Origin of the sequence: Rouxiella sp. Mn2063 (assembly GCF_049319665.1) — a bacterium.
In the GTDB taxonomy this organism is placed as follows: Bacteria; Pseudomonadota; Gammaproteobacteria; order Enterobacterales; family Enterobacteriaceae; genus JBMOUD01.
The window spans coordinates 13738-35817 of record NZ_JBMOUD010000020.1 but is presented as its reverse complement, the minus strand read 5'-3'; the positions used below and the strand labels follow the sequence as shown (position 1 = coordinate 35817).

At 42.6% G+C, this 22080-nt stretch carries 19 protein-coding genes and 1 pseudogene; 16 read left to right on the top strand and 4 right to left on the bottom strand.

All coding sequences use genetic code 11. The annotated features are described in order from the left end of the window. Window positions 1-4 precede the first annotated feature (4 nt). The 4 genes from ACL9RG_RS20615 to ACL9RG_RS20600 are packed head-to-tail and all read left to right on the top strand — an operon-like array spanning window position 5 to window position 3963. Complete coding sequence (locus tag ACL9RG_RS20615; RefSeq protein ID WP_422794523.1) at window positions 5-1348, top strand: GlcNAc-transferase family protein; 1344 nt, start codon at window positions 5-7, stop codon at window positions 1346-1348. Next, window positions 1342-1974, top strand: coding sequence for a hypothetical protein (locus ACL9RG_RS20610; protein ID WP_422794522.1), 633 nt, complete (start codon window positions 1342-1344; stop codon window positions 1972-1974). The genes ACL9RG_RS20615 and ACL9RG_RS20610 overlap by 7 nt, the downstream gene beginning before the upstream one ends. A gap of 9 nt (window positions 1975-1983) precedes the next feature. After that, window positions 1984-3456, top strand: a complete 1473-nt coding sequence (locus tag ACL9RG_RS20605; RefSeq protein WP_422794521.1) for an OmpA family protein — start codon at window positions 1984-1986, stop codon at window positions 3454-3456. Window positions 3457-3468: 12 nt separating this feature from the next. Beyond that, window positions 3469-3963, top strand: a complete 495-nt coding sequence (locus ACL9RG_RS20600; RefSeq protein ID WP_422794520.1) for a DcrB-related protein — start codon at window positions 3469-3471, stop codon at window positions 3961-3963. Between the two features lie 128 nt (window positions 3964-4091). Here ACL9RG_RS20600 and ACL9RG_RS20595 read toward each other — a convergent pair whose 3' ends face one another. From ACL9RG_RS20595 to ACL9RG_RS20585, 3 genes are all read right to left on the bottom strand, one after another. Next, entirely contained in the window at window positions 4092-4691 is a 600-nt protein-coding gene (locus ACL9RG_RS20595) for a LuxR C-terminal-related transcriptional regulator (protein WP_422794518.1), read from the bottom strand. Between the two features lie 351 nt (window positions 4692-5042). Further along, window positions 5043-5390 (bottom strand): hypothetical protein, encoded by a 348-nt coding sequence (locus ACL9RG_RS20590; protein ID WP_422794517.1) that lies wholly within the window; start codon window positions 5388-5390, stop codon window positions 5043-5045. Window positions 5391-6448: 1058 nt separating this feature from the next. Next, on the bottom strand, window positions 6449-7804 hold the full coding sequence (locus ACL9RG_RS20585) for a 2-hydroxycarboxylate transporter family protein (RefSeq protein WP_422794516.1): 1356 nt from the start codon (window positions 7802-7804) through the stop codon (window positions 6449-6451). A 414-nt stretch (window positions 7805-8218) separates the two neighbouring features. On the opposite strand from ACL9RG_RS20585, the gene ACL9RG_RS20580 reads away from it, so the two are divergent. Together ACL9RG_RS20580 and ACL9RG_RS20575 are read left to right on the top strand one after the other, a co-directional pair. After that, entirely contained in the window at window positions 8219-9871 is a 1653-nt protein-coding gene (locus ACL9RG_RS20580) for an ATP-binding protein (RefSeq protein WP_422794515.1), read from the top strand. Further along, window positions 9871-10563, top strand: coding sequence for a response regulator (locus ACL9RG_RS20575; RefSeq protein WP_422794514.1), 693 nt, complete (start codon window positions 9871-9873; stop codon window positions 10561-10563). Before ACL9RG_RS20580 ends, ACL9RG_RS20575 begins: the two co-directional genes overlap by 1 nt. Before the next feature lie 252 nt (window positions 10564-10815). Here ACL9RG_RS20575 and ACL9RG_RS20570 read toward each other — a convergent pair whose 3' ends face one another. Then, window positions 10816-11661, bottom strand: a complete 846-nt coding sequence (locus ACL9RG_RS20570) for an ion transporter (RefSeq protein WP_422794513.1) — start codon at window positions 11659-11661, stop codon at window positions 10816-10818. Window positions 11662-11871: 210 nt separating this feature from the next. Between ACL9RG_RS20570 and ACL9RG_RS20565 the strand changes: the two are divergent. The 10 genes and pseudogenes from ACL9RG_RS20565 to ACL9RG_RS20520 form a co-directional block, all read left to right on the top strand. Beyond that, a pseudogene (locus ACL9RG_RS20565) lies at window positions 11872-12096 on the top strand (response regulator); the annotation flags it as partial. A 526-nt stretch (window positions 12097-12622) separates the two neighbouring features. Further along, complete coding sequence (gene proV, locus ACL9RG_RS20560; RefSeq protein WP_422794512.1) at window positions 12623-13822, top strand: glycine betaine/L-proline ABC transporter ATP-binding protein ProV; 1200 nt, start codon at window positions 12623-12625, stop codon at window positions 13820-13822. After that, window positions 13819-15033 carry a glycine betaine/L-proline ABC transporter permease ProW gene (gene proW / locus ACL9RG_RS20555; protein WP_422794511.1) on the top strand — a complete coding sequence of 405 codons (1215 nt, stop codon included), beginning with the start codon at window positions 13819-13821 and terminating at the stop codon, window positions 15031-15033. Before proV ends, proW begins: the two co-directional genes overlap by 4 nt. Window positions 15034-15062: 29 nt before the next feature. Continuing rightward, window positions 15063-16070 carry a glycine betaine/L-proline ABC transporter substrate-binding protein ProX gene (gene proX / locus ACL9RG_RS20550; protein WP_422794543.1) on the top strand — a complete coding sequence of 336 codons (1008 nt, stop codon included), beginning with the start codon at window positions 15063-15065 and terminating at the stop codon, window positions 16068-16070. A gap of 34 nt (window positions 16071-16104) precedes the next feature. Further along, on the top strand, window positions 16105-17100 hold the full coding sequence (proX, locus tag ACL9RG_RS20545) for a glycine betaine/L-proline ABC transporter substrate-binding protein ProX (protein ID WP_422794510.1): 996 nt from the start codon (window positions 16105-16107) through the stop codon (window positions 17098-17100). 294 nt (window positions 17101-17394) lie between these two features. Beyond that, a complete protein-coding gene (locus ACL9RG_RS20540) occupies window positions 17395-18597 on the top strand; it encodes an MFS transporter (RefSeq protein WP_422794509.1) in 1203 nt (400 codons plus the stop codon). Between the two features lie 184 nt (window positions 18598-18781). After that, entirely contained in the window at window positions 18782-19537 is a 756-nt protein-coding gene (locus ACL9RG_RS20535; protein WP_422794508.1) for an AzlC family ABC transporter permease, read from the top strand. Then, window positions 19530-19868, top strand: a complete 339-nt coding sequence (gene ygaH / locus ACL9RG_RS20530; protein WP_422794507.1) for an L-valine transporter subunit YgaH — start codon at window positions 19530-19532, stop codon at window positions 19866-19868. Before ACL9RG_RS20535 ends, ygaH begins: the two co-directional genes overlap by 8 nt. 150 nt (window positions 19869-20018) lie before the next feature. Next, window positions 20019-20540 (top strand): transcriptional repressor MprA, encoded by a 522-nt coding sequence (gene mprA / locus ACL9RG_RS20525; protein WP_422794506.1) that lies wholly within the window; start codon window positions 20019-20021, stop codon window positions 20538-20540. 22 nt (window positions 20541-20562) lie between these two features. Further along, window positions 20563-22011 (top strand): efflux transporter outer membrane subunit, encoded by a 1449-nt coding sequence (locus ACL9RG_RS20520; RefSeq protein ID WP_422794505.1) that lies wholly within the window; start codon window positions 20563-20565, stop codon window positions 22009-22011. Window positions 22012-22080 lie beyond the last annotated feature (69 nt).

The following is a 22080-nucleotide window of genomic DNA, read 5'->3' as shown; positions in this document are numbered from 1 at the left end:
AATTATGAAAACCACACCTTATATATTTATAAGTATAGCGAGCTATCGAGATTCGGAGTTGATCCCGACGTTATTAGATATGATAAAAACATCAGACCATCCAGAACGTCTGAGAGTGGGGATATGTTGGCAACATGATGAAAAAGATGCTTCATTATTCTTAGATGCTGGTATGAACATTCATAGGCAGGACAAACATCAAGGTTTTGATTTATACACATTACGTTATGAAAACGCTGTTATTAAAGCATTAAGCATTCATTATTTTGATAGCAAAGGAGCTTGTTGGGCCAGATATATGACAGAAAGCCTTTATCAGGATGAAGACTATTTTTTACAAATTGATTCTCATTGCAGATTTTCCCAAGGTTGGGATACTGAAATGATTTCTATGCAAGGCGAATTAAAAAACAAGAGTAAAAAACCTATACTTTCGGGCTACCCGCCGGCATACATACCAGAATTCGAACATGAAAAAAAACACTATGTAGGCCGTCTTATATTCAGAGAATTTAATAATGATGGCATTGTCATGCTGACATCAGAGCATCAAAGTGAAAGTTCTCCAGTACGTGGATGCTTTTTAGCAGGGGGATTTATATTCTCTGACGGTTCATTTGTCAAAGATATCCCTAATGATCCATTGATTTTCTTCGCAGGGGAGGAAATTTCTATGGCCGCTCGTGCTTTCACCCATGGATATGATGTTTATTACCCACATAAGCCATTGTTATGGCACTTTTATGAAAGACCTAATCATACAAAAGTTTGGTCTGACCATACGGGTGAAGCAAAAGAATCTGGCTCAATTGATCTTACCTGGTGGGATAGAGATAATATTTCTAAAAAAAGAATAAGAACACTTTTTGATTTAGAAACAGAAGAAAAAAGTGATCTAGGTAAATTTACTCTTGGCAATAAAAGGACACTAAAAGAGTTTGAGCATGTTTCTGGTGTGGATTTTAGAAAATGTGCAGTGCAACCAGAAGTTGTAGGAAAAGAACGCGTGGGATTTTTCATAAAAAAAACAGAAAATGATGAAGAGTGGCAAAATAAACTTATCGTCCCCAATACTAAAAAAGTAAGCTTTGAAAAATCAGAGATAGATGTTGAATTAGAAAAAATATCTTATTTATATATTGGTGCTTATAGCCATAACAATGTTCTTTTAGAACAAAAGAAAATTAACAAAGATGAACTAATTGAAATCATGAATAATGATGAAAAGAGTAAAATAGAAATATCATTGAACTTCAATACATCTTTGGGAGTAAAACCGTTTTATATAAGAATGTGTCCATTTATTGAATCACAAGGCTGGGGGAACACCACGGAGAAGTCATGGTGAAAAGTATTGAAATACACAATAAAATAGATTTTATAGACACTCTATTATCATTTGATGGGATCATTCCATCACTGCCGGACTTTCAGCTTAAATTAGTGACATTAATCGAACAATTTCATCAAACCTTGATAACCGGGGGAAGTAATAATAAAGAAAGTGATAACCTATGCAGAATAATATGCTTTTACCTAGATAAAAAAATTAATTCTCGGCTGGATAGAAACTTTTCTTCGTGGGACGGATTTCTGCTAGAAAATTACTTTTTTGGCTATGACAAAGAAAAGCACTCTATTTACGACAAAATCAACTCCCTGATGCAAACGTGTGATAATACTATTTATACATACTCCTATAAACTATTGTCTGACCTGGTAGATATCATTGGGTATGATGAAGAAATTACAGCATTGCTTTCTAAGTATAGTAATCAGAGAATTTCCCCTTATCTTCTCAATGAAATAACAACTCCTCAAGAGTTAATTGCTGACAACGAAACTGTCATAATAAACACATCAAAAAAAGAAAAAAGCTGGAAAATTAAAGCATTACTACAAGCTAGTATATCAATTACTATCGTCTTTATAGTTTGGTTGTATTGCAACTACTACATCAATAGCTTTCAATAAGTATTTATTATGAAAACAATAGAAAAAAATGTTCAACTTAATGGACGGCAGACTAAAAACTCTGAGAAAAGAAAGAGTTTAGTTATTTTTATAATTGGCCCTTATGCGGCCAAGTGGTTTGCAAATTTACAAACTGAAAATGCAGCAAGGTTTGATAATGAGATTGTATGGATACTCACTCCAACCGCAAATAGCTTAAATGATAGCCTGATAAAAATAAATGAAAAATATAAAAACGTTATCATAAAAGCATTATTTCCATTCCTGCCCGATGGCCATGAAAACATCCATGCCATGATATCTAGTATAATGAGCTGGAAACTTACCCTCGCCTCAATGAGCTTAATAAAGCCTATTCCATGTATATTTACTATTTACGCAAGATTTAGTGAGGAACGACTCTCCCACGATCCAGATCGGGCAGTATGGATAGGTAATTTAGATATATCAACCTCACATCCAACCTCTATTGATGATGAGTTCAATAAAATTAATAACGAATTGAAAAATCATGAAATTGGAACAGATAAATATATAACTCAGCGTCATATAATGATCGATGCTCTTTTTACATGGATGGATGAAACGACTCTTAAGAGAAATTTTCAAGATTTATTTTCTATATCTCCATTTTATTTAAGCAGTGTAATATTGGCAGATCATAGTAATGGATTTATTCGACACGGTGCATGGGCGCAGTGGATAGCAGAAAAATATGAAATATTGCCAGGTTTATCATCGGCAATTACGCTACCTCCGCTCCCCCCCCTTAAATATATTTCGGCACATGCTTATTTTAACACGCCAATCGCTTCTAAAAAAAAGTTTGGTTGGATCTGGGTTACAACAGCAGCAACATTACTTTTAACTATAAGTATCATTGCTGCTTCATTGCATGAAACTAGAACTATAAAAACCATTACCACACACATTAATAATTTTAATGAAGTTAATAATATTAATATACGAGAAAAACAAAATGCATTTAATACACTAATTGAAGATAAAAAATATTTATTATCCTGCATTAAAAAAAACAAAGTTCTAGGATGGTGGTTATCAAGATGCGATCAGCTATTTCTTAGAGTAAATAACAGCATTGAAAAATACAATGATTCTGAAAAATATATGATATCTGGTTCTCTGTCATTTTTTAAATCGGGTAGCTCGGAGCTAGTACCAGAAAATGATAAAGAACTAACATCTATTCTTCCGATCATAAATAATAATAAGGGAATGCGATTTCTGATTATTGGTCACTCGGATAATACAGGCTCATCTGAGGTTAATAAAAAACTATCTGAAAAAAGGGCAAAAGCAATACAAAAATGGATAACTGAACATAGTGATATTCCCAAAAATAACCTAATAGTTCAAGGTGCTGGTGATTCTCATCCTATAGCGAGTAATGAGACCATAGAAGGTCGAGAAAAAAACAGGCGATTTGATATTATTCCTTTGCCTTCAGAGGCAAAATATTAATTGAGAGAAAAAATGAATCAAGAAAACTCTAACTATTCAATCTATGAAGGTAGTTTTTTTACAAGAGAACCAATATTGGATCAAACAATAAACATCTTGATGTTTAGAGATGAAGATGATAATGAGTACAATATTTTTATTAATAGGGCAACGATGGATGATGATCAAACGGCTGAAAACTATTGTGAAGTAGAGATGGATAATATGAAAAATGAATTACCTGGGTTCCAAGTCGAAGGAAAATTGTTAAAACATGAACTCGGTCCTGCAAAACTACCGGTCGTACAAATTGCTAATCGATATCTACAAGATGGAAAAACAGTGAAACAGGTTCAATCAATTGTATCACTGCCCTATCATGAAATTTCTAATAATGAAATGAAGAGAGTTATTATTTTTACTTTACAAGCAAATGATGAATTTACTGAATATCAAAGAAAGCATTACGTACAAATCATCAATAGCTTTATGCCCGCTGTATCGCCATTAAATAAAAAACAAAAATAGTGAAACATTAATACCTTTATAAAGCCCGGCACTATCTTAGTTAACAATAATAACTTAATGCGGGCTTTAAAGGTTAATTTTCAAGACAAGCAATCTAACATTTAGTTCTTAACGGTGCTTTATAAAGATTATAAACATAGAGTGTTTCCTTCTTTGTTTGCACAATTGGCTATAAACGATGCATATCTATAAAACTCTACACGGTTAGTCATGCCCATTTTTCTTGTTGCATTACGGCAATGTACACTAATTGTTTTTTCTGACCGATCTAATAAGTTTGATATGTATTGATTATCATAACCTTTACCTATAAGGAACATTACCTGCCTTTCCATTACAGATAACTGTAGGTAATCTTTTAACCCCAAATTTTTGTAAATACTTTTTTTAATTAATGACTGATAATCGGTATTGGCTATAAGTAATATCTTCTCTATTTTGCTCATTATTACTGTCAGATTATCCTGTTTCCACATGAAAGGTATGTGAAGTGTTATCTTATTAACTTCATTTATATTCTTAGGTAAAGGAACTGGTTCTTTGTTCTTAAAAACGCTAATGCTAACAATAGAATCTCTTATAATAACATTCGCAATTCCTTTATTATTGGGTTCCGATTTCAACAAAAAAAACAGTTCAATATTCTTTTTATCTGCAAGAATTTTAAAGAGAGCATTTAGACCTAAAATGTAAGGGAAATTATCACTTATTGTTAAAATATTCAACATATTAAATATATCTTAATGAATTAATGGCAAAGCTCGTTTTCAGATTAGGCAGCATAAGATGTTTATCGATAAAAATCCAAAAACTCCCGACTCATAACATAACCATCTTTAAATATATTCATTAATTTAAAATCGACAAAAATATATGTAATCATACAAATCCACTAACCTATTTAAAATTTAAAATCAGTTAATTAAATTAATATAAATAACAACATGGATATATATTGAAGTAAATGATGTTATGCATTTTTGTTGAGTCTGTAGACTTATGCATGATATATTGAAAGCTATATAACTTAATCCGAAATTAGAAGTATATAAATACAATATTCATTTTGATAACTAAGTTCATTCATTATATATAACTTTGTTATCAATATATCTTCCAGGACTAGATGTTGTTTTATACAAAATCAACAAAAAAATGACGTTAACTGTAAAAAACAAAAGGAAACAATGCTTATTTTTCAAAGAAATAAAAATTAAGATCGTCAAAATTGATTTTATTTTTAAATAATTGATTATTAAATCAAAATAGCCACCTACTCCCTTCTCTGCTGTACAGTATAAAGAAAAAAAATGTATTAGCTCAGGCTGTAGATGACCAAAAAATCTAAAACGAGTAGTGGTAAAGCCGTTCGGATTACGCGATCTATTACCTAGTTTTAATAAAAGTTTGTTTTTAACATTTTTCATAAAACACCTAATTCCCTTTTATTCGATTGTCCGTATTCGATAAATCACAAGTGTTCTTTCAAGCTATACCATAATGTAAAATAAAACAAAACAATCAATACATGATTATAACTTTAGGAATAATGACCATCCCATATTCCTAAATAAATTCAATCCTTTTTAAAATCGAATAAAGAATAGTTATAACTATCTGAATTAAATGATTTTTCAAAGAAAATCAAGGAATTATTAGGATTTAACCTAAGAAAGATAAACGTCATAAGTTAAAATTTAATAGCAACTTAAAACAAATTATTAGAACATACAATTTTTAATTTCATAAAAATAATAAATTAACCTGATGTGGTTATGGCTTCATTGTCTCATTCTAAATATTAGTCAGCCTATTGCTTTAAAGCTCAAATAAAGGTGGGCTTGTCAAGTTTTTTCATGCTAATTCCTCTAATCATCTTACAACTAAAAATGCGAATTAAATAAGAGTTACCTCATTCTACTTAATACTATATTTATCTACTTTGATGTAAAACTGCAACTTAAGGAATTAGCCTGCCATTATATTAAAGTATTTTATAAAATATCTAGCTGCTCCCCTTACCTTTATCACAAAGCCAATGATGAACATAATAAATTCATATATCTAATACGTTTTCATATAATGAATAAGTTTCCTTCCATATTTACGCTTTACTAAAACCGATTAATACACACTGTGAAAATCATATAATACAACCTAGATAGCATTTATTTTATACAGAGTAGTATTTCTATAACACCTAGGATTTCACATTATTTAAACTAGCCAAAATGAGGGGAGATACAAACGACAGTACAATGTAATAATACGCAGGGGTTTTAAAGATAAGGTGACTATATAGATGGGATAGTTCAGCAAACAACACAGCAGTGCTATTGTTTTATCAATATCGGGTGATATTACGCACAAAGATTTTTAGTACTTAAGGAATTAAAGTAAGACATATTAAAAATAATATGTCTTACCTCTTCAAGAAAATACATCAATTTAAGAATTGCACAAAACTCATACTAGTTGAATACTGTTAGACAAAGAACTTCGCCAGTACTAATAGCCCCACAGTGACATTAATGGCTCCACCAATACGTGTTGCGATCTGAGCAAAAGGCATTAATGGCATCCGGTTGCCGGATGTGAGGATAGCAACATCACCGGTACCTCCCTGGCCACTCTGGCAACAAGAAACGATCGCCACATCAATTGGATGCATGCCAATCTTTTTGCCCACTAAGAAACCAGTACCGACCAGCGCACAAACAGTACTGATAATTACCAGCAGATTTTGCACGGTAAATGCATCAATCAGCTCCTGCCAGGGAGTAATGGCCACTCCAACGGCGAAAAGAATCGGATAGGTTACCGCGGTGCGGAAGAACTTATAAACCACCATCGAACCATGTTGGATAGTCGGTGATACACCGTGAACCAATTTTACCGCGACGGCCGCAAACAGCATACCGACAGGAGCAGGCAGGCCAATCAAACGCTGTCCCAGCATTCCAACCATATACAGTAGAATTGCCAATAATGCGCCACATGCTAAAGCGTTGACGGTAATTTTACCGGTAAACTCTTCAACGCTATTACCAATACTGCCGTCTTTCGTTGGCATCAATGTGCCTTCACCAGTTAGATGCGGATAACGCTTACCTATTTGGTTCAGTACACCAGCCAACACAATGGCGGTCAGGCTGCCGAGCATCACTATGGGTAAAATGCGTCCTAGCGCCACACCTTGTTCCATATGCAGCAAGGTAGCGTAGCCCATAGAGAGTGGGATAGCACCTTCCCCAACGCCGCCCGCCATCATCGGCAGGATCAAGAAGAAAAAGGTCTGGAACGGCGGTAAACCCAATGCCATGCCAACCCCCATTCCCACCAGCATGCCCACGATCTCACCGCACAGCATCGGAATAAAGATGCGCAGGAATCCTTGAATCATTACCTGGCGATTCATGCTCATGATGCTGCCAACAATGATGCAGCAAATATAGAGGTAGAGAATATTGGTCGATTTGTAGAATTTAGTGGTCGACTCAACCACGACATCTGGCAACCAACCGTAATGCACCATTGCAGAGGGAATAAAGGTCGCACATATTGCCGCAGCCCCCAGCTTGCCGACTAATGGCAGACGCTTACCAAATTCACCGCAGGCGAAACCGAAGAATGCTAACGTCGCGACCATCACGACGATGTCGCTGGGCAGCTTACCGCTGAGACAGTCGAGTAGAATTAATACTCCTGCCAAAATGAAAAAAGGCAAAGGAATGATGCCGATTTTGTAGGTATCCAACACATGCCACCACTTCTCGCGTGCTGTTTTGTGAACCCCTTGTTTTTCCGCTGTGATCAGGTAGGAATCATCGGTTGTGCTCATGACATTGCCCTCTTTTATATTTGTCATAGCAGCATAGAAAAAGTCATCTTCGTCCTGATGTGACTATCATCAAATTAAAACCGCAGCGTTAAAGGTTGTTATGGTTTTTATGGTTTTAATGTTAAAAAAAAGATAAAAGTTATAATGTTTTTAGTGATTTCTTAAATAAATCAAGAAATAATAATTATTCTCAATAAAGAATCGTTAAACATTTTTCCGTCCCTGCGGCCAAGTTCACAACTCTTCTTGGCAATAGATGGCTGACTCATTACCCCGTGTTAGGCTTAATGCTATTTACCGTGGGGGCAGATAATCGATTAGTTGCTTATCAATAACCTTCGCCAGTTATACCAAGCATCCGGGATAGTGAGTTGCATTGCCTCATACATGGGCTTTTACATCATGGCAAAGAAGATGACGCTGAGATTCAGCTTTCAAATAAAATTGTTTATTAGTCTGGTCGCATTTTCTTGCCTGGTCTTAGTACTAGTCGGTGTCTTTCTATTTCGTACCATGGATCTTCAACTCCATCAGGATTTAGGCAACAGGGCCCGATTACAGGCCAGCGAAATTGCCCAGATCCCCGAATTAGCCAAATCAGTAAAAGCACGCGATATCACGGCCATTGCACAGCTGATGGATGCCATGAGTGAGCACAGTGATGCCAGTTATATGGTTATTGGCGATAGCCAGCAGAAACATCTTTATCACTCCTACTCGCCAGAAAGCGTCAATACCCCAATGATTGGCGGCGATAATGCCGAGGTTTTGGCAGGGAAAACCATTATTTCTGAGCGTAAAGGCGGCATTGGCGTCTCTTTACGCAGCAAAGCCCCCATTTTTGATGAATACCATCATGTTATCGGCATTGTCTCTGTCGGCTATCTCACCTCTTACATTGATGATATTTCGCTCAAAAAACTGGCCCAAGTCGTTTTTTTCGGCCTGTTATTGCTGCTGTCACTGTTTATCTTCTCTTGGTGGTTTAGTAAGAACTTGAAGAAACAGATGTTTTGGTTAGAGCCTCAGGAAATAGCCTCGTTAGTGCGGCAAAAACAGGCGCTGATGGAAGCAATATATGAGGGCGTTATTGCCATTGACGATCGCTTGCAGATTATTGCGATCAACCGTGCCGCACGCGAGCTGCTTGGGTTATCGCAAACTGAGCAACAGCTTATTGGCCAGCAGGTTGATAGCGTGATCCAAACGGAACCCGGTTTTTTCAACACGCAAGCGGCAGCAGCTGATAGCCATGATGAAATTACCAGTTTCAACCAGCGCCCGGTGATCACCAATCGTGTCCGTCTCACTTCTCAGCCTGATACAGTAGCCGGCTGGGTCGTGAGCTTTCGCGATAAAAACGATATAAATACGCTCAGTAGCCAGTTGAGCCAGGTTACACGCTATGCCGATAATTTGCGGATCATGCGCCATGAGCAATTGAACTGGACGGCAACACTGGCAGGGTTATTACAGATGCGTCGTTATGATGAGGCACTGAGCTATGTTCAGGCACAGTCGCAAGGCGCGCAGGCGGTGTTGGATTTTATCTCTTCTCGTTTTTCGTCTCCGGCGCTGTGCGGTTTATTGTTAGGCAAATACGTAAGCGCTCGTGAGAAGGGCGTTGATCTGACATTTGATCCCGCCTGTCAGTTCACCCGTTTGCCCACTGACTTGAGTGAAAACGAGCTGATGTCAATTATTGGCAACCTGCTGGATAATGCGATAGAAGCCACCTTAGCCGGGCCACTGCCTTATCAGCCAATTGGGCTGTATCTTTCTGACAGTCATGATGAACTGCTCATTGAGGTATCAGACCAAGGCTGCGGTTTAGCCGATGAGTTACGTCCGCATCTGTTCGAGCAAGGGGTGAGCACTAAACCGCAGAACAGCTCGGTCCTGACCGGCGGAGAACATGGCATCGGCTTATATTTAGTCGCCAGCTATGTCCGCCAGGCGCAGGGAATAATCGAGATCTCTGACAATCAGCCCCGAGGCACTATTTTTTCGCTCTTTATTCCTAATGCTGTACCAGGCGGCACAGCAAATAATTTGGAAGAGTTATAATGAATAACCACAACATACTCGATGTTCTGATCGTTGAAGATGAAAGCCATCTTGCTGCGCTACACCGTGAGTTTATTGAGCAAAATTTTAATCTGCGAGTAATTGGTATAGCCGGTACGCTGGCTCAGGCAAAGTCATTGATTCAGCAATATCAGCCGCGATTGCTGCTGCTAGATAACTATTTGCCAGACGGCCAGGGCGTTGAGTTAATCAACACACCATTACTAAAAAACATCGACTGTTCGGTGATCTTCATCACCGCTGCCAGCGATATGCAAACCTGTAGCCAGGCAATGCGTAGTGGTGCATTTGACTATATTATCAAACCGGTCTCCTTCCAGCGTCTGCGCAGTTCTATCGAGCGCTTTTTGAATCTGATACATAGCTTGCGTAGCTTGACGGTTATCGATCAACAGGGGCTGGATAAGCTCTACAATCTTCCTGCCAGCGAAGGTGCTACAGCCCCCGCGGCCAAGGGTATCGAACCAAACACCCTGGAGTTGGTACAACAGGTTTTTATTACCCAGCCTCAGCGTAGCTGGTCAGTAGATGAAGTGGTTGCACAAGTCGGGATCAGTAAAACAACCGGTCGCCGTTATCTGGAATATTGTGTGGAAACACGTTTCATTGCGGTTGAGATGCAATATGGAAATATCGGCCACCCTCGCCGCTTATATCGGCTGGCAAAATAGTCGATATGAGACATAAAATATTCGTCTAAATAATCCGATGAGCGGAGAATAATCTATAAAATCTTTAGCATGATAGCCTGGATATTATCCCCCGGTGATAATTAGGATTATTCGACAAACATGGCATCATGCCTCATTGAACATGTCGTTAACCCCACAAATTAAAACCACTTCCCCCACAATTTCATTAAAAATAAAAATCATTAAAAATAAAATAGAATGAAGCGGTGCATATCGGCGATCGCATCGCCATTATTTTTCCTCATTCGGCGGTAAATGCTCCCCGCAGGTTTTGCAGTAATACGCGTTAGCGGCATGATCCTGCTGATGGCACCGCACACACTCTCTCGCCGATCTTCTTTGCATATCCTGCGACATTTGAGCCGTTAAAATCCCGGTGGGAATGGCTATCACCAAATAACCAATCAAAATCAGCAGCGAGGCAACGAAGCGGCCTAAGGCGGTATGTGGCACAATGTCGCCGTAGCCGACAGTTGTCACCGTCACTACCGCCCAGTAGACCGCGACGCCCAGGCTGGTAAAGCCGTTGGCCTTCCCTTCTATGCCGTACATCAGCGCACCCGCCGCGACCATCACAATGGCAATAAACGAGTAGAACAGGATCAACTGGTTGCTGGCGTTAAGCAGACTACGCCACAAGCTTCTGAGCGCCGGCATGTAGCGCAGAAGCTTCAGTATGCGCAGCACGCGAATGGCGCGCATGGCTCGCCAGGCAAAATAGTAGTGGATAGTAAATTCGGGCCACAGCCACAGCACATACAGCGGCAGCATGGTTGCCAGGTCGATAATGCCCCAGAAGCTGAACACATAGCGGGCAGGTTTAGGCCAGGTCAGCACTCGCAGCAGGTATTCGCAGGTGAGCAGCAGCGTGAAGATGATTTCCAGCCAGATAAAGAGCTGCCACTCACCGAGCGTGAGCCTCGGATCGCTTCCCACGCTCGATTCGGTAAATACAACGGCAACGCTGAGCAACGCCAGCAGGCCGCAAAACGCCTCAAACTGGCGCCCGGAACGGGTATTTTGATCAAACAGAAAGTGGTAAAGCAGCGCTCGAAGTGAAGAGATGTTCCCTGACACGGCAATCCTCGAATAAAGAAAGGGCCAGCTCGGTGCTGGCCCCTGACGAGATTATAGCGGATCGACCTTCAGACAGGAAACCGCATGACGGAAACGGCCTTATCAGCCGATTGGGCTGTATCTTTCTGACAGTCATGATGAACTGCTCATTGAGGCATCAGAGCAAAGCTGCGGTTTAACCGAGATTGCTGCTAGATAACTGTTTGCCAGGCGGCCAAAAGTATCGAACCAAACACCCTAGAGTTGATTCGACAGGTTTTTATTACCCAGCCCCAGCGTAGTTGGTCAGTAGATGAAGTGGTTGCACAAGTCGGGAGCAGTAAAACAACCGGTCGCCGCTATCTGGAATATTGTGTGGAAACACGTTTTATTACGGTTGAGATGCAATATGGAAATATCGGCCACCCTCACCGCTTATATCGGTTAGCAAAATAGTCTATATGAGGCATAAAATATTCGTCTAAATAATCCGATGAGCGGAGAATAATCTATAAAATATTTAGCATGATAGCCTGGATATTATCCCCCGGTGATAATTAGGATTATTCCACAAACATGGCATTATGCCTTCATTGAACATGTCGTTAGCCCCACGAATTAAAACCTCTTCCAGCATAATTCCACTCAAAACAAAAAACAATTAAAAATCAATAAAATGAACACAACCCTCATTCAATCATCGTGAGAGGCACATATTAATTATTAATCACTATTTTAATAAAAAAACAGAATAATAAGAGTCTCTTAAAAACACATAATATCGCCAAATGATAAGATGAAGTAACCAAAATAATCTTGACATCGATTTACACCCACAGAGAAATATTAAAAACATTAAGACTTGTCTCAGATTCTTATTGTGCTAGGTTATAAATGACCACAGACACCGCAACTAGGAAAAAATTTATAGAACAATCAAGATAAAAACACTCTAAATACAACGAAGGAAACGAAAAATTGCATGGCAATTAAAATCGAAGTTAAAAATCTATATAAGGTATTTGGCGAGCATCCCGAGCGAGCATTTAAGTTAATCGATTCCGGCAAAGATAAAGCCGAAATTTTTGAAAAAACCGGTCTGTCTCTTGGCGTGAAAAATGCCAGTCTGGCCATTGAAGAAGGCGAGATCTTCGTCATCATGGGGCTTTCCGGTTCAGGGAAATCCACCATGGTACGCCTTCTCAATCGTCTGATAGAACCTACTCGGGGTGAAGTACTGATTGATGGTGAGGATATTGCCAAAATATCGGAATCTAAATTACGCCAAGTACGCAGAAATAAAATCAGCATGGTGTTCCAATCCTTTGCATTAATGCCACATCTGAGCGTGCTAAATAATACCGCGTTTGGTATGGAGTTAGCGGGTGTATCCGTTAACGAACGCACAGCTAAAGCCTTGGATGCGTTACGCCAGGTTGGGTTAGAAAATTATGCCCATTCATATCCCGATGAGCTGTCCGGCGGTATGCGTCAACGCGTTGGTCTTGCCCGGGCCATGGCGAATAATCCTGACATTCTTCTGATGGATGAAGCCTTCTCGGCGCTCGATCCGTTGATCCGCACTGAGATGCAGGATGAGCTGGTTAAATTACAGGCTCAACATCAACGAACCATCGTATTTATCTCCCATGATCTTGATGAAGCGATGCGTATCGGCGATCGCATCGCCATTATGCAGGGGGGGGAGGTTGTACAGGTCGGCACTCCCGAAGAGATCCTCAACAATCCCGCTAACGATTACGTGCGTACTTTCTTCCGTGGCGTCGACATCAGCCAGGTTTTCAGTGCCAAAGATATTGCCCGCCGCCGCCCAGTAACATTGCTACGTAAAACCCCCGGTTTTGGTCCACGCTCGGCACTTAAAGTGCTGGAAGAAGAAGACCGCGATTATGGTTATGTGCTCGAAAAGGGATACAAATTTATCGGCGTAGTATCGATAGATTCCTTGAAAGGCGCGTTGAAAGCGAATCAGCCGCTAGAAAGTGCTTTGCTGGCTTTGCCAGCAGCCGTGCCGGCAGATATGCCGCTTAGCGAGCTGATTTCCCAGGTTGCAGCGGCTCCCTGTGCCGTACCTGTGGTCTGCGAAAACAATAACTATATCGGCATTATTTCCAAAGCCATGCTGCTTCAAGCGTTGGATAAGGAAGGGGGTAACGAATGAGTCAATCAACGATAACCACTCAAACAGCGACGCAGCATGCTCAGGCCACGCAGGCGGCAACTGACAGCAGCGACCCTTGGGCTGCGGGTAGCGCGGATGCGGTGCAAAATCCGACATCAGGAGATGCAGCCACCAGCAGCACTACTCCTGCTGATGCCGCATCAGGTAGCGATCCATGGGGCGGTAGCAGCGATGCCGCCAGTACAGCACCAGATGCAACACATCACGCCGCCGCCTCAGCCGGCGACAGTTGGCTAAATGTTGCGCCGGAGCAACATCAGCACTTTACTCTGCTTGATCCCTTCCATAATACGCTCATCCCTCTGGACAGTTGGGTGACTGAAGGTATTGATTGGCTGGTTCAACACTTCCGCCCAGTATTTCAGGGGATCCGTGTACCGGTAGATTTCATCCTCAGCGGTTTTCAGCATGGTTTGGAATCCTTACCCGCGCCTATCGCCATCATTATTTTTGCCCTGCTTGCCTGGCAAATGGCCGGGCTTGGCATGGGTGTGACCACCTTTATCTCGCTGATTCTAATTGGCGCTATCGGTGCTTGGTCACAGGCAATGGTTACGCTGGCACTGGTGCTGACATCGCTGTTCTTTTGTGTGTTGATTGGTCTGCCGCTAGGCATTTGGCTGGCACGCAGTAAAGGAGCAGCCAAGATTATCAGGCCGCTATTGGATGCGATGCAAACCACACCTGCGTTTGTTTATCTGGTGCCTATCGTGATGCTGTTCGGTATTGGCAATGTACCAGGTGTAGTAGTCACGATTATCTTCGCCCTGCCGCCTATCGTACGCCTGACTATTCTGGGCATTAATCAAGTACCGGAGGATTTAATCGAAGCCGCCGAGTCTTTCGGTTCCAGCCCAAGTCAACTGCTATTCAAGGTGCAGTTACCGCTGGCTATGCCGACAATTATGGCTGGGATTAACCAAACTCTAATGCTGGCACTGTCGATGGTAGTTATTGCCTCAATGATCGCCGTCGGCGGTTTAGGTCAAATGGTGCTGCGTGGTATTGGCCGCTTGGATATGGGACTGGCGTCTGTCGGTGGCGTTGGGATTGTTATCCTGGCCATCATTCTTGATCGACTTACACAGGCGCTAGGGCGAGATCGTCGCAGTAAAGGCGGACATCGCTGGTTTACCCACGGCCCGATTGGTTTGTTGACCAAACCCTTCAGCAAAAAAGCGAAGCCATAGGAGGAATGATGATGCGTAGCAATAACGTTATGCGTAGCACCCGAATCTGCTTCGCAGTTCTGAGTTGCCTCTTTGGTGGCCAGGTTATGGCCGCCAATTTACCCGGCGCAGGTATCAGCGTTAAGCCGCTACAAAGCCCTATCGCCGAAGAAACTTTTCAGACCGAGTTGGTCAATCGCGCGTTACAAAAGCTTGGTTATGACGTTAAGCCGATTAATGAAGTCGATTACAGCGTGGCTTACACCACCATTGCCAGCGGTGATGCGACTTATATGGCGGTGAATTGGGATCCACTGCAAAGGGATGAATACAACGCGGCCGGCGGAGATGCCAAATTCTATCGTCAAGGCACGTACATCAGCGGAGCGGCCCAAGGGTATTTGATCGATAAAAAAACTGCGGAAAAATACCATATTCACGACCTGTCACAGCTCAAAGATCCCAACATTGCCAAGCTGTTTGATGCAACCGGTGATGGCAAAGCCGATCTGGCAGGGTGCGATCCGGGTTGGGTATGTAATTCGGTGATTGATACGCAAATTAAAGCTTATGGTCTGAGTCATACCGTCGAGCAAAATTCGGGTAATTACTCCGCCATTATTGCCGATACGTTATCCCGCTTTAAGCAGGGCAAACCGGTGCTCTATTTCACCTGGACACCTTATTGGGTCAGTAACGAGATGAAACCAGGCAAAGATGTCGTCTGGCTAACCGTTCCATTCTCGGCGAATCCCGGCTCGCTCAATAATCTCAATACTGCGTTACCCAACGGTAAGAATTATGGTTTTACCGTCAGCAATGAGCATATCGTTGCTAATAAACAATGGGCCGAAGCCAATCCTGCGGCGGCAAAACTCTTTGCCATTATGAAACTGCCGCTCGCTGACGTGAACGCACAAAATTTGCGTATGCACGAAGGTGAAAATAGCGCCGCCGACATTCAACAACATGTTAATGGCTGGATCCGCGCCCACCAGGCCACGTTCGATGGCTGGATAAAAACCGCGATGGCGGCGACACAAAAGCCGAATGAATAACACATTAGCATCGCTCAAATTACGAGGAGTTATCATGCGTAAGACCAGCACGTGGGCCATTGCAGCCCTGACTACATTTGCGGCCACCGGCACCTTTGCTGCGGACCTTCCGGGTAAAGGTGTTACCGTGGTGCCGATTCAAAGCACGATCAGCGAAGAAACCTTCCAGACCAAACTCGTCGATAAAGCACTGGAGAAACTCGGTTATACCGTGCAACCAATCCGCGAGGTGGATTACAACGTTGGCTATACCACCATTGCCGAGGGCGACGGGACATTTACCGCGGTCAACTGGACGCCACTGCATGACAATATGTATGCAGCCGCCGGTGGGGATAACGTATTTTATCGCGAGGGGACTTATGTCACCGGTGCCGCACAAGGCTATTTGATCGATAAAAAAACCGCCGAGCAATACCACATCACCAATATTGAACAGCTTAAAGATCCGAAAATCGCCAAGCTATTTGATACGAATAACGATGGCAAAGCCGATCTGACCGGCTGTACGCCTGGATGGGGCTGCGAAGCCGCACTCAACGCCCAGCTTGACGCTTACGGGCTGAACGCGACGGTAGAGCATAATCAGGGAAATTACTCTGCGATGATCGCCGATACGATTACCCGCTATAAAGAAGGTAAACCCATCCTGTACTACACGTGGACACCTTATTGGGTCAGCAATGTGTTGGTGCCAGGTAAAGACGTAGTTTGGCTGCAAGTACCGTTCTCGGTAGTGCCTGGCGAGAAGGATGCCAATACTCAGTTGCCTAATGGTAAGAATTACGGATTCCCAGTCAGCACCATGCACATTGTTGCTAATAAAAAATGGGCGCAGGCTAATCCAGCAGCAGCCAAGCTGTTTGCAATCATGAAATTACCGCTGGCTGATATCAATGCTCAGAATGCCGCCATGCATGCCGGTAAAAATTCAGAAGCCGATATTGAAGCGCAAACCAATGGCTGGATCAAAGCGCATCAGGCGACCTTTGATGGCTGGGTAAAAGAAGCCGCGGCGGCGGCTAAATAACGAGGTTCGAACATCACCGAAAGATGATGTAACGCCTAATGGGTGTGGTGAATTCCACACCCATTTTTATTTGAGTCACGTCGAGCTTTTAGGCATGTATTCTTCTTATAGAGAATAAAACACGCGGGAATGTCGTGGGTAATTTCGTGTGTTTACAGGTATCAATGATCAGATTTATCGCTGAATGTAATAGGCAACATGAGAATTATACATTGGCTTATTATTGCCGACTGCTTGATACTTCGCGCACTCGGCAAGATGTCTTTGCGTGCATAAATAAAAAATATCAGGCTTATGAATACGTTAAATAAATCTCAGAACAAAGATACCCACACATCGCTCAGCCCTTTACTCGTGTTAGTGATGGCCATCGCGACTGGTCTGGCCGTCGCCAGTAATTATTATGCCCAGCCGCTTTTAGAAACCATCGCCCGCGCTTTTAACCTTTCAGTGAATCAAGCAGGTTTTATCGTCACTACGGCACAATTAGGTTATGCCTGTGGTTTGATGTTCATCGTGCCCTTGGGGGATATGTTTGAACGACGCAAGATGATTGTCATCATGACTGCACTGTCGGCCGCAGGATTATTGATCATTGCTAATGCCACAACGCTGACCACGATGCTACTTGGTACCGCGTTAACCGGCCTGCTTTCAGTCGTTGCGCAGCTTTTAGTTCCGCTGGCCGCAACCTTAGCAAAACCAGAAAAACGCGGGAAAACCGTTGGTATGATCATGTCAGGTTTGTTGCTTGGCATTCTACTCGCACGTACCGCTTCCGGCGCTCTGGCTTCACTTGGCGGTTGGCGCACTATTTACTGGGTTGCCAGTATCTTGATGCTGGTAATGGCATTAGTGCTATGGCGTGCGTTGCCTACCAGCAAGCAGCATAACAGCCTTAATTATGGGCAGTTGCTCAAGTCTATTTTCAGTCTGTTTTGGCATACACCGGTACTGCGTACGCGTGCATTAATCGGCATGTTCTCTTTCGCTAATTTCAGTATCTTGTGGACGTCAATGGCCTTTTTACTTGCAGGCCCGCATTACCATTATTCTGAAGGCGTTATCGGGCTGTTTGGATTAGTCGGTGCCGCAGGTGCACTTGCAGCGACACGCGCAGGACAATTGGCTGATAAAGGTAAAGCGCATCTCACTACTAGCGTTGGTTTAATTTTATTACTGCTGTCGTGGGCGGCAATTGCTTACGGTCAATACTCAGTAGTGTCACTGATTGTAGGTATTATCGTGCTCGACCTCTGTGTGCAAGGCGTTCATATTACTAATCAAAGTGTGATTTATAAATTAATGCCAGAAGCGCGTAATCGCCTGACATCAGGATATATGACCACTTATTTTATTGGCGGTGCCATTGGTTCAATTGCCTCAGCCAGCGCGTTTGAAGCTGCCGGTTGGTACGGGGTATGTGGTATTGGTGCCTTGTTCAGCGCACTCAACATGTTGACCTGGCTATTTGGTTATCGCCATAAAATCAATTAAGTAGCAAAAAATCCAGACAATCTATTCGGGCGTGTTCTTCACGCCTCTAATTAGCATGCAAATAGTCAGCGCAGGAATTTATTTACCCTTAAGGGTATTAAGACTACTCCCACTCTGATAATATTTGCGCCTCAAACTATATTTAGCTGAACCTTTTCTCTCAAAAAAATATTTAGAATTTCTTATGCAAAGTCATACAGAGAAAGAAGATCACTCCCCATCCAGTGTTGCGACATTTAGACAAGGTATTATCGATAGCCTCCCGATTGTGATTGGCTATCTCCCCATTGCCTTCGCCTTTGGTTTAAGTGCCGTAAAATTGGGTTTCAGCCCAATCGAAAGCCTGCTTTTTTCCATGATTATCTATGCCGGTGCTAGCCAATTTGTCATTACCGCATTGCTCAGTGCAGGTATGTCATTATGGGTTTGTGCTTTTACTGTCATGGCGATAGATGTCCGCCACGTATTGTATGGCCCCTCCTTACGCAATCGCCTAATCACTCGGCTCAATGGACGTAAGACGGCTATATGGGCGTTTGGCCTGACAGATGAAGTTTTTGCCGCAGCCACCGCTAAATTAATTCGCGACAAGCGTAGCTGGAGCGAGAACTGGATGTGCGGTATCGCACTGAGCTCTTGGGTTTCTTGGTCGTTTGGCACCGGCATTGGCACATTGTTTGGCAATGGCCCACTGCAAGCCTATCCCGCAATAGAAGCCTCGTTAGGCTTTATGCTACCCGCCCTATTTTTAAGCTTCCTTCTTGCTGCCTTTAAGCGTCAACAAAGCCTGATTTTTGTAGGTTCACTAGCTGGCGCATTAGCCGGGTTGATTTTTTATTCCGTCCCTGCCGCTATTCTTTGCGGTATTGGCGCTGGTTGCTTGGTTGCTTTATTGCAGCCTGCACCTGCTCCCTCAGTAGCCGAGGCGTCAGATGCATAGCAGCGTTATTCTAGTCTGTTTGGTTGTTGGTACAGCTAATTATCTATTCCGTTATCTGCCGCTACGTCTGGGCGCTAAGCGCCAGGCACAAACGAGTAAATCAGGAAGAATGAGCCGGGTGCTCGATAGCATCGGCGTGGCTTCCATTTGTTCTTTGCTCGTGCTCTCTAGTGCGCCAGAAATTATTAAAGACAGCCAAAGGTTGTTACCAACATTGGTTGGTTTTGTCGTGTTAGCCATTACTTTTTGGAAAAGTAAAAGCATCATTCTTTCTACCTTAATCGGCGCCGTCTGTTACGGGCTGGTATTTAAGTTGATGTTGCCGGGCTAAAACCATTTTCGTCGTCATATATGGCGGAAATAACACGTTCTTATCGCGATTATGCATCACACGAATTGCTAAGTGATTCGATGGGCATAATATTTACATCATTAATTACAGCCGTTACTATATCGTTCGTAACAAATGAGGTTGCTCATCATGGATAGTTCTTTCGCTCCAATAGAAAACATGCTGAATATTCGTGCTAAAAAACAGAAAGATTTCCCTTATCAGGAGATCTTGCTGACGCGCCTATGCATGCATATGCAAAGTAAACTGTTGGAAAATCGCAATAAAATGCTGAAGGCCCAAGGGATTAATGAAACGCTTTTTATGGCGTTATTAACTCTTGATGCTCAGGAAAGTCACAGTATTCAGCCTTCAGAGCTGAGTTCTGCGCTGGGCTCTTCTCGTACAAATGCGACGCGTATTGCTGATGAACTAGAAAAGCGTGGATGGATCGAGCGACTGGAAAGCGATAATGACCGCCGCTGTCTGCATCTGCATCTGACCGCAGACGGTGAGGCATTCATTCAAAAACTGTTGCCACCTCAACATAAGTGCCTGCATTTTCTTTGGTCAACCTTAGAAGCTGATGAACAAAAACAGTTAGAAACGCTTACTCGTAAACTGTTATCACGCCTCGACCAAATGGATGTCACCGCAGCACAATTACTCTAATTTTGTTCAGGTAACTTAATCCATGTCACTCCCAGTCAGGTGGAGATTTACGCCGTTGTTCGGCGTTTTATTGCTGGCAGGCTGCGCCTCCAGCAATAATATTGCACCGCAATCAACGCTGCTGGATAACCAGCAATTACACTTAGCACAGCCGAAAGTCAGTTCACTGTCTATTAGCCCACAATGGTGGCGCAGTGTGAATGATCCGCAGCTTGATACATTGATGGCGGAGACATTAGAAAACTCGCCGTCTTTACGCCAGGCCGCTGCTCGCGTGCGTGAAGCGCAAAGTATTGTCGGTGAAACTAATGCAGCTAATGGTCCTTATTTGGATCTCAATGGCAGTGTAAATCGTCAAAAAATTTCGCAGAACACGTTCGATATCGTTGGCTACCCAACCGGTCCTCAATACGAGAACACCAATACGCTCGGCCTGAATTTAAGCTATGAGTTTGATTGGTGGGGTAAATATCGTAATCAAGTAAACGCTGCCAAAGCGCAGGTTAATTCAGCACGTGCTGAACAGCAACAAGCTGCGTTGACGTTAACCAGCACCGTAGCCGCAGCCTATTATCAGCTGCAAAGCCGTTATGCGTTAGAAAAGGTACTGCAACAGGAAGTCGATGACAATCAGCATTTAGCCGATTTACGCAAGGCTGAATATGAGGCTGGCATCTCTGGTATTGCGGTACAGCGCCAAACGCAAGCGCAGACAGATGGTATTAAACAACAGCTCGTTGATCTGCATTCGCAGATTGAGCAGTTAAAACATCAATTATCGGCTTTAGCGGGCAAAGGGCCGGATGCAATGAACAATTTGCATGCTGTGCCATTGCCGGGCATCGATCAACTTGCACCGCAAGGTAATCTGACCGTCGATTTGTTAGGTAAACGCCCTGATATTGAAGCACAACGTGACTTGGTTGAGTCTTATTCACAGCAAATTGCTGTGGCAAAAAAAGATTTTTATCCTAGTCTTTCAATCAGCGCTTTCGGCGGATTTAGTACTACCGACTATGGTGTAACCCATCCTAACTTTTTTGAAGCCGCTAGCCAGGCTTGGAATATTGCCCCAGCCATTTCTCTGCCAATTTTCCATGCCGGTGCGTTGCGTAGTAAATTAGGTGAAAAATCAGCACTCTATGATGAAGCCGTTGAGTCTTATAACCAAACTATCTTGAATGCTGTTCAACAAACAGCAGATGCGATCACCATCCAAAAAAGCAGTGCAGATCAATTGCAATTGGCCTCTTCTGCCGTTCAGGCATTAAAGGATGCTTACCGAGTGATGAGCGATCGTTATCAGGCTGGTACCGTTGGACGAGATCAACTGCTCGATCGTCAATCACAACTTTTACAACAGCAACAGGCTGAGGTTACTGCCAGCAGCAATTTGCTTCAGGCAAAAATTAGTTTAATCCGTGCGTTGGGCGGTGGTTATCAAGCCCCAACAACAGAATCAAAATCATAATAATTAACTATACCTAATAGACTTCAAGATGCAGTTAATAAGCCTGCAGCTTGAAGTGTGGCGGGTATA